General features: G+C 63.8%; 13 protein-coding genes. 11 read left to right on the plus strand and 2 right to left on the minus strand.

All coding sequences use genetic code 11. The features are described 5' to 3' along the window. Nucleotides 1-239 precede the first annotated feature (239 nt). The 11 genes from RMO01_RS10605 to RMO01_RS10650 all read left to right on the plus strand — a co-directional run bounded on the left by RMO01_RS10605 (nucleotide 240) and on the right by RMO01_RS10650 (nucleotide 12,585). A complete protein-coding gene (locus tag RMO01_RS10605) occupies nucleotides 240-524 on the plus strand; it encodes a LuxR C-terminal-related transcriptional regulator (protein WP_309629019.1) in 285 nt (94 codons plus the stop codon). A gap of 198 nt (nucleotides 525-722) precedes the next feature. Further along, nucleotides 723-1,823: an ATP-binding protein gene (locus tag RMO01_RS10610; protein ID WP_309629020.1), complete on the plus strand. Its 1,101-nt coding sequence runs from the start codon at nucleotides 723-725 to the stop codon at nucleotides 1,821-1,823. After that, nucleotides 1,820-2,425, plus strand: a complete 606-nt coding sequence (locus tag RMO01_RS10615) for a response regulator (protein ID WP_309629021.1) — start codon at nucleotides 1,820-1,822, stop codon at nucleotides 2,423-2,425. Before RMO01_RS10610 ends, RMO01_RS10615 begins: the two co-directional genes overlap by 4 nt. Before the next feature lie 605 nt (nucleotides 2,426-3,030). After that, nucleotides 3,031-3,228, plus strand: a complete 198-nt coding sequence (locus tag RMO01_RS10620) for a hypothetical protein (RefSeq protein ID WP_309629022.1) — start codon at nucleotides 3,031-3,033, stop codon at nucleotides 3,226-3,228. Continuing rightward, nucleotides 3,225-3,848, plus strand: coding sequence for a response regulator (locus tag RMO01_RS10625; protein ID WP_309629023.1), 624 nt, complete (start codon nucleotides 3,225-3,227; stop codon nucleotides 3,846-3,848). Before RMO01_RS10620 ends, RMO01_RS10625 begins: the two co-directional genes overlap by 4 nt. 155 nt (nucleotides 3,849-4,003) lie before the next feature. Then, complete coding sequence (locus RMO01_RS10630) at nucleotides 4,004-5,515, plus strand: methyl-accepting chemotaxis protein (RefSeq protein ID WP_309629024.1); 1,512 nt, start codon at nucleotides 4,004-4,006, stop codon at nucleotides 5,513-5,515. Beyond that, nucleotides 5,515-5,976, plus strand: coding sequence for a chemotaxis protein CheW (locus RMO01_RS10635; RefSeq protein ID WP_309629025.1), 462 nt, complete (start codon nucleotides 5,515-5,517; stop codon nucleotides 5,974-5,976). Before RMO01_RS10630 ends, RMO01_RS10635 begins: the two co-directional genes overlap by 1 nt. Nucleotides 5,977-6,158: 182 nt before the next feature. Then, nucleotides 6,159-7,670 carry an ATP-binding protein gene (locus RMO01_RS10640; protein WP_309629026.1) on the plus strand — a complete coding sequence of 504 codons (1,512 nt, stop codon included), beginning with the start codon at nucleotides 6,159-6,161 and terminating at the stop codon, nucleotides 7,668-7,670. Continuing rightward, complete coding sequence (locus RMO01_RS18105; protein WP_409013069.1) at nucleotides 7,667-8,071, plus strand: response regulator transcription factor; 405 nt, start codon at nucleotides 7,667-7,669, stop codon at nucleotides 8,069-8,071. The genes RMO01_RS10640 and RMO01_RS18105 overlap by 4 nt, the downstream gene beginning before the upstream one ends. Nucleotides 8,072-8,260: 189 nt before the next feature. Continuing rightward, a complete protein-coding gene (locus tag RMO01_RS10645; protein WP_309629027.1) occupies nucleotides 8,261-10,831 on the plus strand; it encodes a TonB-dependent receptor in 2,571 nt (856 codons plus the stop codon). Between the two features lie 68 nt (nucleotides 10,832-10,899). After that, entirely contained in the window at nucleotides 10,900-12,585 is a 1,686-nt protein-coding gene (locus tag RMO01_RS10650) for an alkaline phosphatase D family protein (protein WP_309629028.1), read from the plus strand. Between the two features lie 107 nt (nucleotides 12,586-12,692). Here RMO01_RS10650 and RMO01_RS10655 read toward each other — a convergent pair whose 3' ends face one another. Beyond that, entirely contained in the window at nucleotides 12,693-13,469 is a 777-nt protein-coding gene (locus tag RMO01_RS10655; protein WP_309629029.1) for a sulfite exporter TauE/SafE family protein, read from the minus strand. Continuing rightward, nucleotides 13,469-14,488: a cysteine synthase A gene (locus tag RMO01_RS10660; RefSeq protein ID WP_309629093.1), complete on the minus strand. Its 1,020-nt coding sequence runs from the start codon at nucleotides 14,486-14,488 to the stop codon at nucleotides 13,469-13,471. The genes RMO01_RS10655 and RMO01_RS10660 overlap by 1 nt, the downstream gene beginning before the upstream one ends. Nucleotides 14,489-14,516 lie beyond the last annotated feature (28 nt).

Raw genomic sequence — 14,516 nt, forward strand, 5'->3', positions numbered from 1 at the left:
TAAGAGTTCGTGATTACGAATATAATAACTAGTCAAAAATGCGTATGCAAAGGCGGAGATGGCATCGATCCCGCTACAAAACTATACGTCTTATCACTTATATCCCTCTGGCCCTGGGTAGTTTCACCTAGTCGCCAGAGCGATATCGATGGCGCAATCTGCGACGCTGTCGCGACCACGCGGGACGGACCGTTCCCCTTTCCGGGGCCGGATTCCGGTCGCTTGATCGCGATTGAGCAATGAGCATCCGATTCCGCGCCTTGTCCGCGCGCGAGCAGGACGTGGCCGCTCTGCCCGGGGCCGGACAGACGGGGACACGGACTGCTGAGTTGCTGGGTATCAGCCCGCGGATGGTCGACATCTACCGTAGCCAGCTTCTGAAAAAGCTGGCCGTGCCGACTGTGGCCTCACTTGCCTCGTTTCCGGGAAGAGCCCGCACCGGAGAGGGCGCGGCGATCGAGGTGAGGAATCCTACGCAGGGCGACCCCGGCGATCATCGCTGTGACCACGCAGACGGAATTTGATGAGGTTCGGGATTGCTTCCGGGCTGGCATGATCGCCCATGTCTCCAACCCCATAGACGCGACGCACTATTTCGACGCGGTTGGACGCATCCGGACGTTGCAATCCGCCTGGGCGAAAATTCATCTATGCCGTGCCTGAATTTCACCTAATCTCGCCAGAACGACTCTGCGCTTTCGGCGGGGTGGGAGACCGCAGAAGTGGAAACTTCCTTCGCCAGAAGCATGCTCCTCGATGCGCCGATGGCAGTGCTGGCGATTGACGCCGACGGTTTGGTTCGAAGCGCCAACCCGGCGGCAGAGCGGCTCTTTGGTGACAAGGTTGCCGGCCCCCACACTCCTGCGGCCAGCCTTATCGAGGGGTTGACCCTCACGGCCCAGGCGACTGACCAAGCCATTGAAAAGTTCAACGTGGGGAAAACTGGCGGGGGAAACGCCCCCCATATGACCGCCCGCAGCGTGACCGGCGAGGCGGTCGCAGTCGAGGTCAAGGCGGCGCACTTCACAGCCTTGGGCGAAACCTTTGTCACCCTGTTTATCCAGGACGCCACCGCGGTCAGGCGGGCGGAAGCGGCAGCCCATAAGCTCCAGACTGTAATCACAAACAACTGGCGCCTGGCCTCCCTGGGCGAGATGGCGTCCGTTCTGGCGCATGAGCTCAACCAGCCCCTGTCGGCCATCGCCAACTACATTTACGCGGCCCGCCACCTCTTGGGTGTCGAAGCTCCAGATGTTGACCGGATTGTCGCGTCTTTGGATGCGGCCAACAATCAGACCCAGAGAGCGGGCGAGACCATCCGTCGAATGCGAGGCTTGATGTCACGCGAGACGGGCTATCATGCCGATGAAGAGATCCACGCCCTCGTTGAGGACCTGATGCCTGCTCTGCTGATCAGGGCTCGCACGGTCAACGCTAAAATCAAGGTCGATGTTGCGCCGGCGGAGACCGCCCGCTGTGACCGGATCCAGATCCAGCAGGTGCTGGGATACCTGGTTCGTAACGCCATGGAGGCCGCGCGCGGAGAGGGAGCGCGACTCATTCAGATTCGCGGACGCTCTATCCGCGCCTGTGGATCTTATGAGTTGATTGTCGAAGACGACGGTCCCGGGATCGCGCCGGAGATCGTTGATCAACTATTCGAACCTCTGGCCAGCACGAACAAGGGCGCGACGGGCTTGGGGCTTTCGATCTGCAAGACGATCCTCGAAGCGCATGGTGGATCGATCAGCTGTTCGGCCAGCAGCCTCGGCGGGGCGGCCTTTTCCGTCTTGCTGAAGACCGATTCCGAGGCGTTGGCATGAGCATCTGCCATGTGATCATCGTCGATGACGACGAAGCGGTCTTGGCATCGCTGACCACGATGGTTTCGGGCCAGGGCTTCGACGTGACTTGCTTCCCGGATCCGGCGGATATGTTGGCCAACCTTCCGGATCTGCCGGAATCCTGCCTTGTCACTGACATCCGAATGCCGGGCATGGACGGTCTGGATTTGATATCCCGATTGAAGGGCAGCCGAGCGGCGGGATGGCCAGTCATCGTGATCAGCGGTCACGTCAACGTCCCAATCGCAGTTACGGCGATGCAACTCGGCGCGGTTACAGTTCTTGAGAAACCTTTCGATCCAGATCAGCTTGTTTCGGCGCTCATGGACGGGGCCACGACACTGAGCCGATCGGTTGTCAGCGAGGACCTGGCGGCGGTCCGGGCGCGCTATCAAACGCTTACGCGACGAGAACGGGAAGTGCTGGGACACCTCGTGCAGGGCAGCAACAGCAAACAGGCCGCCCTCGAACTTGGCCTTAGCCCAAGAACGGTAGACGTGTTTCGCGCCAACATACTCCGGAAGATGCACTGCCCGAATATCGCCGCGCTCGCCACCCAGGTCGCGCGAGGCCTGTGTTGAAAAGACCGGCTTCCGGCCTGATCCGCCCCAACCGCATCACCCGGCCAGACTGAAGCCCGCTTCAAGCAAACGCCAGCACTGCTCATCGCCCGATCCAGTCCATCCCGCCCCTTTTGAAGGGACGATCTGGACGATGATGGTGACGCGAAGGAATTGCCGATGTTCGCCGTCGAGATCGGCAAGAGGCGCACCTGTAGAACCGGAGGCCTTCCGGAAGATGAAGAACCACAGAATTACAACTTAAGGAACGCGGCGTTCCAAAGTACTTCAGTCAGGACGAACATCTCGTCAGCAGGGAGACATTCAAAGGCCTGACGCCCGGCTCAGGTCGCGGAAGAAAACCTTGGATTCATTGCACCGTGGACTGAGCTTCATTCTGTCGCACCGTTCCCGGCCCGCTGGAGGTGAAGGCGTCTTGTAGTTATACTCGACCCGTGTACTGAAGACGTCAGGGTCGAAGCAATGGACATCCCGAATCGCTCCCATGATTACGGCTGATGCGGCTTCGATGCAGGGAAGACGACTCTCGCGCTTCATTCGCCCGGATCAGTTCGGCGGTCGCGGCCATGGGCGTATTTGCGGCGGGAGCAGCGCGGGTAAATCTGATGTTCGGCACACCGCGTGACACAAGCGCCTGCCCGCGGCCGGACGACATCGTCAGCACGCTGGCCGCGCGACCGACGGGATCACCGCGCTGGATGTCGGGGGGCAAGGACAACGACCGGATAGAGCCGGTATCCAACCTCGACGCCGAAGCCGCCTTCACCGTGAGTCCCGAAGAAACGCGGACAACGCAGGAATGAACGTAGAGGCAAGACAGGCTGTAGCGGTTGTGGATGACGACAGGCAGGTCTTGAGCTCACTGGTCGAGATGCTCTCGATCGCTGGCTTCGAGACTACAGGCTACGCTTCTCCCGTCGATTTTCTGCGTGCGCTGCCGACGCTGGCGCCTTGTTGCGTAATAGCCGACCTCCGGATGCCGCGAGTCAGCGGGTTGACGCTGATCGAAAGAATGAAGAGCCTCGGTTACGGACATTGGCCTGTCATCGTGATCAGCGGCTATGCCGACATTCCCGTTGTTGTCTCCGCGATGCAGCTCGGGGCGAGCACCTTCCTTGAGAAACCTTTCCGGCCCGGCGAGCTGATCGACGCGATCAGAACGGCTCAGAGCCGAATCCGGAAACCCGTTCGAACCGATCCGGCCGCCATCGAAGCCAACGCCCGGTTTCACACGCTGACCTCTCGCGAAAAGGAGGTGTTCAGCTACGCCGCAGCGGGGAAGTCGAGCAAGGCAGCGGCGGTCGAGATGGGTCTGAGCCCCCGCACCATCGAGGCGTTTCGCGCCAGCATCCTGCGCAAGACGGGCGCCCGAAACATTACGGCTCTGGCAGGGCTGGTACGCCCCATCGCCGAGGAGGACTGAGGTTAAGGCGGGGACATTGGCTCTGAGCCCACGGCGTGCGGCAAGGTTAACGGGTTACGAATGGCCGAGGCGTGAATCTACGGCATCTGACGAAAGAGAGTCGTGAACGGCTTTCTCAGATAACGCTGATCACCTTTGGCAGATGGATGGTTGCGATGTTGTTCAAGTCTCGACGGAATGAGATGGCCGCCGATCACCAGCGGGAACTCGAAGCCCAGATCGCGGCGATGGATCGCTCCCAGGCGGTGATCGAATTCAAGCTGGACGGCACCATCATACGCGCCAACGCCAACTTTCTCGCCGTGCTCGGCTATACGGCGGCCGAGATCGAAGGGCGCCACCACAGCATGTTCGTATGCCCCGCCGAGGCCAACAGCAGCGACTACAGGGATTTCTGGAAAGACTTGAATCGCGGAGAGTTCGTCGCTCGCAAGTTCATGCGCATCGGCAAGGGTGGCCGTGAGTGCTGGATCCAGGCTTCCTACAATCCGGTATTGGATGCGTCGGGAAAGCCTTACAAAATCATCAAGTTCGCGTCCGATGTCACCGCGGTGGAACAAGAGATGGCCCGCGTCGACGCCGAACGCCGTAGCGCCGAGGAGGAGCAGGGAAGCATCGTCGAGACCCTGGCGCAGAGTCTCCAGGCCCTCGCCCAAGGGGATTTGACGACCAGGATCACTGCATCGTTCGAAGGCCGGTACGCCCAGATCAAATCGGACTTCAACGCTGCGGTCGATAGCTTGCAAGACGCTATGACGGGAATCACGACAGCGACCGCCGGACTAAGGTCAGGGTCCGATGAAATTGCCGGTGCGTCTGACGATCTGTCCCGCCGGACGGAACAGCAGGCGGCCAGCCTGGAGGAAACCGCCGCCGCCCTCGACCAGATCACGGCCACGGTCAAACGCAGTGCCGAAGGCGCGCGCCAGGCCGCCGCCGCGGCGACAGGGGCGCGCACCGAAGCGACAAAGTCTGGCGATGTCATGCGCGACGCGGTCTCCGCCATGGGGGAAATCGAGCAGAGTTCGAGCCAGATCACGCAGATCATCAGTGTGATCGACGAAATCGCGTTCCAGACCAATCTTCTCGCCCTGAACGCTGGCGTCGAGGCGGCGCGAGCCGGTGACGCCGGTCGAGGTTTTGCGGTCGTCGCCCAGGAGGTGCGCGCCTTGGCCCAACGCTCCGCCGAGGCCGCCAAGGAGATCAAGACGCTGATCGCCAGCAGCTCGTCCCAGGTTCAACGCGGCGTGAAGCTGGTCGGAGAGACCGGCCTGGCGCTGGACGGGATTGTCGCCAAGGTTGCCGAAATCGACGTCCTGATTTCAGAGATCGCCTCCTCATCCCTGGAGCAGTCCACCGGTCTCAACGAGGTGAACGTAGCGGTCAATCAGATGGATCAGGTCACACAACAGAACGCTGCGATGGTCGAAGAGGCCACGGCCGCTGCCAACAGCCTCAAGGGTGAAACCGCCGAGCTCAGTCGATTGGTCGGGCGGTTCCGCACCGGTGATGCGCCGGCTCAGGCAGCGCCATCGCCACGGCCCCGGCTCGTACAAGGGGGACGCCCGGCCGCCTCCGTCAATCCGGTCCGGGCAGCGCAATCTCGCGTCGCGGCCTACGCCGGGGGCGGTGCCGCCCTGGCGGTCGACGGCTGGGAGGAGTTCTGATGGAGGGTCCAGCCGCCTCCGACGAGCAAATCGAGCTGATTTCCTTTGAGATCGCAGACCAGTCTTTCTGCATCGACATCCGTCATGTGCGGGAAATCCGTTGCTGGAGTCCCGCCACGCCCATCCCCCACGCGCCGCCCGCGATCCTCGGCGTCATCAATCTACGCGGAAGCGTCATGGCAGTGGTCGACCTGCGCTCGCACCTGGGTCTTGGAACGACAGAGCCGACAACCCGCCATGTCATCGTGGTGATCCAGGATGGCGACCGGGTCGCTGGCGTTCTGGTCGATGCAGTCCAGGAAACCTTTCAAACGAAAGCCAGTCTGCTGCAGCCTCCCCCGACCACCGGGGATTCCTCGAGCCTGACGTTCGTCGATGCTATCCTGCCACTAGAGGGGCGGATGATGAGCCGCTTGGTGGTCGCCTCCCTTCTTCCCCCCGAGACACGTCTCGCCGCTTGACGACATGCCTGCGTAAGCCGCCGCGTCAGGAAAGGGTGCCCGACTACATTTTGACTCCAGCATCTCGCCAGCCGCGCGGGCCCTCTCAAGTGCGTGAGTCTGTAAGGTAAATGTATGCATTTTTTGCATGAAGTTCAGGGCTTTATGCCACACGGAATGGTATCTTGTGGCGGCCCGAGCTGATGCTTCTGCACATCGCGTCGGACGGCTTGATAGCCGCAGCCTGTTTTGCAATCCCGTTCAGTATCGCGCAATTCGTGAAGTCCCGGCGCGATCTCGACAGCGGGCACCGGGCGCTCGCCCTGCTTTTCGCTGCCTTCATCGGGCTCTGCGGCCTTACCCATGTGATGGGGATCGTCACCATGTGGCAGCCCATCTATATCTCCGCCGGCTGGCTCAAGGCTGTGACTGCCATCGCATCGGTCGTCACCGCCATTGCCCTGCACCGGCTGATTCCTCGCCTGCTCGCCATACCCTCTCCGAAGGCGCTCCAACTTGAAATTGAAGCGCGCCGGATCATTGCTGACGAGCTCGATGCCGCGCGGGCGCAGCTGGCGTTGCGGGTCGATCATACCGAAGGCGAGTTGCGGACCGCTGTTCAGCAGCAGCAACAATCCGACGCCCTTCTGCGAACCATCGTCGAGACCGCGCCGGGCCTGATTTTTCCGAAAGATCTGGAGGGTCGGCTGCTGTTAGCGAACAAGGCAACACTCGCTGTGATAGGCAAGCCTTGGGTCGAGGTTGAGAGAAAGACGGATCGAGAATTTCTGGACCACCCTGATCGGGGCGAAGTAATCATGACTCGCGACCGTGCAATCATGGCCGGCGGTGTCGCCCAGGAGCTTGAGGAGAATGCCGAGCACCCGGTGAAGGGTGCGCGCACCTGGTTGTCGACAAAGACCCCTATGTTCGACGCGGACGGTCTGGTGACAGGATTGGTCGGAATGTCTTTCGACATAACCGAGCCTAAGCAACTGGAGGCCAGACTTCGCCAGGAATCTCGACTCTCGGCCATGGGTGAGATGGCTGCGGCATTGGCTCACGAGTTGAACCAGCCCCTGGGATCGATCATCAATTACGTCGAAGGCTGTCGGATCCTGGTGGCTCGGGAATCGTCAAACAGCCCGCTTCTGGGGCAGTTCGACAAGGCGATTGGCGAGGCTCTGCGTGCAGGCCAGATCATTCGCCATCTGAGATCATTCGTGTCTAGCGACGACAATGTCCGCTTGCCCGAGGTTCTCCCGGTTCTTGTCGACGAGGCGTGCGCGTTTTCACTTCTTGGCGCCTCGTCTCCGGACGTGGCCCTCGATATTCGGCATGACGGGCCTGAAACGAAAGTCTTGGTTGACAGGATCCAGATCGAGCAGGTCATCCATAATCTCATTCGCAACGCGATCGAGGCGACAGCTCATGCAACTCGTCCGGTGCTGCAGGTCAGGACCGCCCGGTTCAGCGATGAGATGGCCGTGATCTCGATTGCCGACAATGGGGCCGGCCTGGACCCGGAGGTCGCAACGACCCTGTTCGAACGATTTGTCAGCACCAAGGGAAAGAGAGGCATGGGCGTAGGCCTCTCGATAGGCCGCACGATCGTCGAAGCGCATGGCGGTCGCATCTGGGCAGAGCCCGCACGGCATGGCGGGACGGTTTTTCAACTCACTTTGCCGCTGGCAGCCTCTGAAGACGGTGAATGACTCCAGCGACCATTGACGTCCTCGACGACGATCGTGCGTTTCGGGACTCCCTCGGGTTCGTACTCTCAGCGCACGGCTTTGCTGTTAGAATGCATGCAGACCCCGTGGCGTTTCTCCAGACCGCACCCAATCAGGTTCCGGATTGCCTGATTTGCGATGTGAGGATGCGCGGGATGAGCGGGCTGGAGGTGACCCGGGCCTTACGGACGCGCGGTCTGCAAACTCGTGTCGTTCTCGTCACCGGGCAAGCGGATGCGACTCTGCGAGAGTGCGCGCTCGAGGCGGGAGCTTCACAGATTCTGGAAAAGCCATTCGCCCCGCATGAGTTGATTACCGCGTTGAGAGCGATCCTCAGCTCCCGGATTAGCCGGATGATGGTCGATACCGCTCGCCTCCCCTGACACAGGCTTCCAGCGGGCCTCTGGTAGAGACAGGGGAGCGTTCGACTGGCGACACCGCGGCGCGCCTGGCCAAATCCTCTGACGCGCGGGTCCTTCCGTTCACGTCTCAAACGTCACCACTTCATCGCCGTCCCGTCGCACGGGCGCTGCCAAGCGTGGCTAGAGGGCATGCCAGCAACAGGGGCTGTCATGTTCAATCGCACTCACACCAAGACCATTCTCATGGGCTGCGCCGCCGCTTGCGCGCTGGCCACCTCCGCCAACGCCCAGTCGGCGGACGACCAGACGTCCCAGCTGGAGGAGGTGATCGTCACCGCCCAGCTGCGCGCCCAGGACCCGATCGAGGTGCCCTTCGCCCTGACCGCCTACAGCGGCGAGTTCCTGGAGAGCCTCGGCATTCAGGACTTCGAGGAGCTGTCGGCCTTCGTGCCCGGCTTCCTCGTGCAGAACCAGTCGCCCAACAATCCGGGCTTCGTGATCCGCGGCATCACATCGGACTCCGGTGAAGCGACCGTCGAGCCCCGCGTGTCGATCTTCCAGGACGGCGTGTCGATCTCCAAGGCGCGCGGCTCCTACATCGAACTGTTCGACATCGAACGCGTGGAGGTGGCCAAGGGGCCGCAATCGACGCTTTACGGTCGCGGCGCCCTGATCGGCGGCGTCAACGTGATCCAGAACAAAGTCGATGTGCATGAGTTCGAGGCCGAGGGTCGGCTCGGCTTTGGCAACTTCGGCTACTACCTCGCCGAGGGCGCGGTGAACGTGCCCCTGAACGACGTCGCAGGCCTGCGCTTCGCGGCCCGGGTCAAGAACCGCAACGGCTATATTGAGAACCTGCTTGGCGGGAACGACTACAACGGCTTCCACACCGAGGCCTATCGCGCCTCGGCCGCGATCGAGCCGGGCAACGGCTTCCGCGCCGACCTGATCGTCAACTACCAGTCCGACGACGCCCCGGGCACCAGCTTCAAGTCGATGACCTATCAGCCGCAGAACGCCGGCACGGGTCGGCCGCTGGGCGATCGTCTGCCGTGGACCGGCGCGGCGCTGACGCCCTCCACCAACCTGGACGGCGGTCGCTCCCTGGGTCTGCAGCGTCAGGTCTATGGCGCGACGGGTCTGGTGCGGTTCGACCTGAACGACAGCCTGTCGATCAACTCAACGACCGCCTGGCGCGAGTTCCATGCGCTGGAGACCTTCGATCCCGACGGCATCTCCCTGCCGCTGCTGGCCGCCATCGAGGACGCGGACGGCGAACAGTGGAGCCAGGAGTTCCGACTGAACTGGGATAACGGCGGCCAGTTTTCGGGCTTCGCCGGCGTCGGCTTCTTCCACGAGGAAGGCACGCAGCGCACGCCGACCGAGTTCGACGAGCGCGTGGCCCTGGCCCAGCTGGCCGGCCTGCTGGACGGCACGCCACTGGCCGCCCTGCCCACCCACCTGCCCTACTCCGTCGTGACCTCGACGGCGGTGATCAACCCGATCCTGGCCGGTTTCGGCCTTCCGGCCGCCGCCATTCCCGGCATCTACGCCAACCTGAAGCCGTCGCATCAGGAGAGCGGGACCAATGCGTCCGAGCTCGACAGCTATGACATCTTCGGCGACCTGACCTGGCGTCCGACCGATCGTTGGGAGTTCGCCGCCGGCGTCCGCTACACCAATGACGAGAAGACCACCGGCTATTCGACCTCGGTGCTGAACGGTCGTTCGATTCTCGGCGGCCTGCTGGCCATCCAGCAGACCTCGGCCCAGATCCAGGCCCTGATGCGTCAGGGCACGCCGGCCGCCCTGGCCCAGGCCGCCGCTCTCGGCGCCTTCGTCAACGGCCTGGTCCCGCAACTGGCCACGCCCGGCGCCGCCAACGCCCCGGTGACCGCCGCCTTCCCGCTGTTCGGCCTGACCTTCCAGCCCACAGCCGGAAACGGCAATGTCATCACCCGGGATCTGGAGGACGACGGCTTCACCTGGCGCGTCACCGGCCGCTACGCCCTGTCGGAAGACTCCAGCCTTTACGCCAACTACGCCCGCGGCCGCCGGCCCAAGGTGCTGTCGGTCGGGGCGCCGTCATCTCCGTTCGGAGCGCCACGGTTCACGGAGGTCGATTCCGAGCAAGTCGACAGCTACGAGGTCGGCGCCAAGGCCGCTCTGCTGGACGGCCGCCTGCGGGTCGACGGTTCGGCCTTCATGTACGAGTACACGAACTTCCAGGCGACCATCCAGGTCGGCACCCAGTTCATCACCACCAACGCCGGCGAGGCCAAGAGCTATGGCTTCGAAGGCCAGGCCTTCTTCTCGGTCACCGACCAGTTCGACGTCTTCGGCACCTACGGCTACAACCACTCACGCTTCGAGGCCGGTATCTTCGACGGCAACAAGTTCCGCCTGTCGCCGGACAACCGCTTCTCGCTGGGCGCGATCTACCGCCTGCCGGTCTGGGGCGGCGATTTCGAGGTCCAGCCGACCTACACCTGGCAGTCGGAGACCTTCTTCGACGACAACAACGACCGCGCCTCGCTGCAGACCGGCAACTTCGTACCGGACACGGTCGTCGACGAGCTTCAGGACAGCTACGGCCTCCTCAACCTGCGGGTCCGCTACGTGCCGTCGCATGGGAACTGGGGCGTCGAGGTGTTCGGCGACAACCTGCTGGACGAGGAATACATCAAGGACGCCGGCAACACCGGCGACGGTCTGGGTCTGCCGACCTTCATCGCCGGCGAGCCCCGCACCTATGGCGTGACGCTCAGCCTCAACTACTAGAACCTTGCCTGTCGACGGCGCCCCGGGAGCCCGGGGCGCCGTTCCCCCCTGTCGCCAGAGACCCCGTCATGAGCATCGATCGCCGCAGTCTTCTCAGCCTGATCGGGGCCGGCTCCGTCGCAACGCCGGCCTTCGCCGCATCAGCCGAGGCGCCGGCCGTCGCCTTCCTGCACGGTGTCGCCTCGGGCGATCCGACCCCGACCGGTGCGATCTTCTGGACCCGCGTGACGCCCGCTGACGCCTCAGGCGCGGACATCGAGGTGAAGCTGGAGGTCGCGAGCGATGCCGACTTCTCCCACCCGGTCCGAACCCCCATCGGACTACGCGCCCGGGCCGCGCGCGATTTCACAGTCAAACACGATTTCGACGGCCAGGGCCTGGAGCCGGGCGGCGAGTATTTCTACCGGTTCACCGCCGGGGACGTCCTCTCGCCCGTCGGTCGCGTGCGCACCCTGCCAGTCGGCGCGATCGCCGATGTCGCCCTTGGCGTCGTCTCGTGCCAGCTTTATCCGGGGGGTCTGTTCAACGCCTATGACGCCCTGTCGAAGGAGCCGCGCCTCGACGCCATCGTGCACCTGGGCGACTATATCTACGAGTACGGCGCCGGGCCCGACGACTACGGCATTGCGACCGGCGCGGCATTGAGCCGAATTCCGCAGCCGCCGCACGAGATCCTGACGCTCGAGGACTACCGACTGCGGCATGCGCAGTACAAGTCCGACCCGGACCTGCAGGCCGCCCACGCCCGCGCCGCCTTCATCTGCGTCTGGGACGACCACGAGGTCGCCAACGACGCCTGGTCCATGGGGGCCGAAAACCACACGGACGCGACCGAGGGTGCCTATGCCGCCCGCAAGGCCGTCGCGCTTCGTGCCTATTACGAATGGATGCCGATCCGAGAGCCGCGCAGCGGGCTCGGCCTCGACGCCATCAACCGGAGCTTCGAGTTCGGCGATCTGGCGACCCTGGCCATGGTCGAGACGCGCTTGCTGGCCCGCAACAAGCAGCTCGACTACGCGACCGACATGCCGATTGTCGATGGCGCGCCGGATCTGGCCGCCTTCAATGCGACGCTGAACGCGCCGGACCGCGACCTGCTGGGGGACGCGCAGCGAGCCTGGTTGAAGGGCGTGTTGTCGGCTTCGAAGGCCGCAGACAAGCCGTGGCAAGTGCTGGGCAACCAGATCGTCATGGCGCGCGTCCAGGGACCGGACGTGACCAAAATCGCCTCGGAAGCCCAGATCGAGGGCATGATCGGCGGCCTGCCGGAAGACGTCCGCGCCGGGCTTCGTCAGATGATCCAATTGTTCAAGCTCGGCGTTCCGTTCAATCTGGACGGCTGGGATGGCTATCCTGCCGGTCGCGAGCGGCTTTATGCGACATTCAGGGAGGCCGGGGTCCAGCCCATCGTCCTGGCCGGCGACAGCCACGCCTACTGGGTCAACGACCTGAAGGACTCGGCCGGCGAGCGTCGCGCGGTCGAGTTCGGCACATCGGCCATCTCCAGCCCGTCGCCCGGCGACGCGGTCGCTCCCCTGCCGCTGGGGCCCCTGCTGTCGGCGAACAATGACGAAGTCGTCTTCTGCGACCAGACGGCCAAGGGCTATATTCTGCTGACCCTGACGCCGGAGCGGGCCGAGGCCAGGCTGCAGACGGTCTCGACCATCCTTGCCAGGCCCTATGTCGCCAGCACCCTGTCGACCTGGGTCGTGACGCGCGGCGACAACGGTATCCTGGCGCCGGTGCGAGGCTGACGGATCAGCGGCGTCAGGATCGCCAACCCGGGATCGACCCCCAGGCCGGGCGCGTCGCCCGGGTGCATCATGCCGTCGGCAAAACAGCATCGGGCACAGCCGCCTCCTCAGGACTTCAACAAGGGTTCTGCGAGCTGAACGGCGGCCAACGCGAGGATAAGGAATCCGATGGCCAGGGCGAAGGGCCGGACCGGCAAGAGCCTGGCGATCCGCGCGGCCAGCGGCGCGGCAAGGACACCGCCGCAGATCAGTCCGGCGACGGAGGTCCAGTAGCGCTGCAGTTCCTCGATATCGCCCCAGTGGCCGGTCAGGAGCGCCGTCAGGAAGGTCGTGGAGACCGCGATGGCGACGACGGCTTCAACGGCATTGCCCGTACCCACAGCCTGGCGCGGCGGCTCGCCGACGCTGACCAGAGTGGTGGTGACCGTCGGGCCCCAGCCCCCTCCTCCGAGGGCGTCGAGGAAGCCGCCGAGCACGCCGAGCGGAGCGGCGCCCGGTGGGGCCACCAGGCGGATGCGGATATCCTTTGCGGCCCTGAAAAGGATGACCAGCCCCATCAAGGCCAGCCAGCCGAGCACGAACGGCTTGATGATCTTGCCGTCGATGGAGGTCAGCAGAATGCCCCCGGCGACGCCTCCGATCACGCCGCCGATCGCAAGCGGCCAGAACAGCGCCCATCGGATGTTGCCGTTGATGAAATGAGAAACCTCCGACGCCGTGCCCGTGAAGACCTTCGCAGCATGGACGCTGGCCGAGGCCGCGGCAGGCGGCGTCCCGAGGCTGAGGAGCAGGGTCGAGGAGATGACGCCGAACGCCATGCCCAGGGCGCCGTCGACGATCTGTGCTGCAAACCCGACCAGTAGAAACAGGAGAAAGTCCAGCATCAGCGGCTACCGGAGGCAGGGTTCAGCCAGGGCGGCGTCGGCAGGCCTCGGGCGCTCAAAAATTCGGGATTGAACAGACGCGATGCGTAGCGGCCGCCGGGGTCGCAAAGGACGGTGACGATCGTCTTGCCGGGGCCGAGCTCCCGCGCGAGCCGCACGGCGGCCACGAGATTGACGCCGCTCGAGCCGCCGAGCGACAGGCCCTCCCCGGCGACGAGATCAAACAGGATCGGCAGAAAGTCCGCATCCTCGACCCGGTAGGCGTGGTCCGGAGCAAAGCCTTCGATATTGCCGGTGATACGGCCGACGCCGATCCCTTCGGTGATCGAGGTGCCCTCCGACGTCATCTCTCCCTTCGTGAACCAGTTGAACAGGGAGGCTCCGGCCGGATCGGCAAGCGCGGTCTGGATCTCCGGATTGCGTTCCTTGAGGAAGCGCCCCACCCCGGCGAGCGTGCCGCCAGACCCGACCACGCTGACGAAGGCATCAACCTTGCCGTCGGTCTGTTCCCATATTTCCGGGCCGGTGCCCTCGTAGTGGGCCAGACGGTTGGACAGATTGTCGAACTGGTTCGACCAGAAGGCTCCGTTCGGCAGGGAGGCGTCGAGCTCCTTGGCCAGCCTGGCCGAATGGTGGACGAAGTGGCTCGGGCTCGAAAAGGGCGCGGCATCGACCTCGACCAGCCGGGCGCCGACGGCCCGGAGCGCCTGCTTCTTTTCCTCGGACTGTGTGCGGGGCATGACGATGACCGCCGGGTGGCCAAGAGCGGCGCCGACCAGACTCAGCCCGATGCCTGTATTCCCGGCCGTCCCCTCCACGATGGTTCCGCCCGGCCGTAGTTCACCGGATGCACGCGCCTGCTGAATGATCGACAGGGCGGCGCGGTCCTTTATCGATTGGCCCGGGTTCAGAAACTCCGCCTTGCCGAGGATCTCGCAGCCCGTTTCTTCGGACAGCCGGTTGAGGCGCATGAGCGGTGTTCGACCGATCAGGTCGAGGACTGAACGTTGAGACGTCACGGGAATACTCTTGAATTCGGGTTGTCGC

The sequence above is a fragment of the Brevundimonas sp. genome, from assembly GCF_031412435.1.
GTDB lineage: Bacteria > Pseudomonadota > Alphaproteobacteria > Caulobacterales > Caulobacteraceae > Brevundimonas.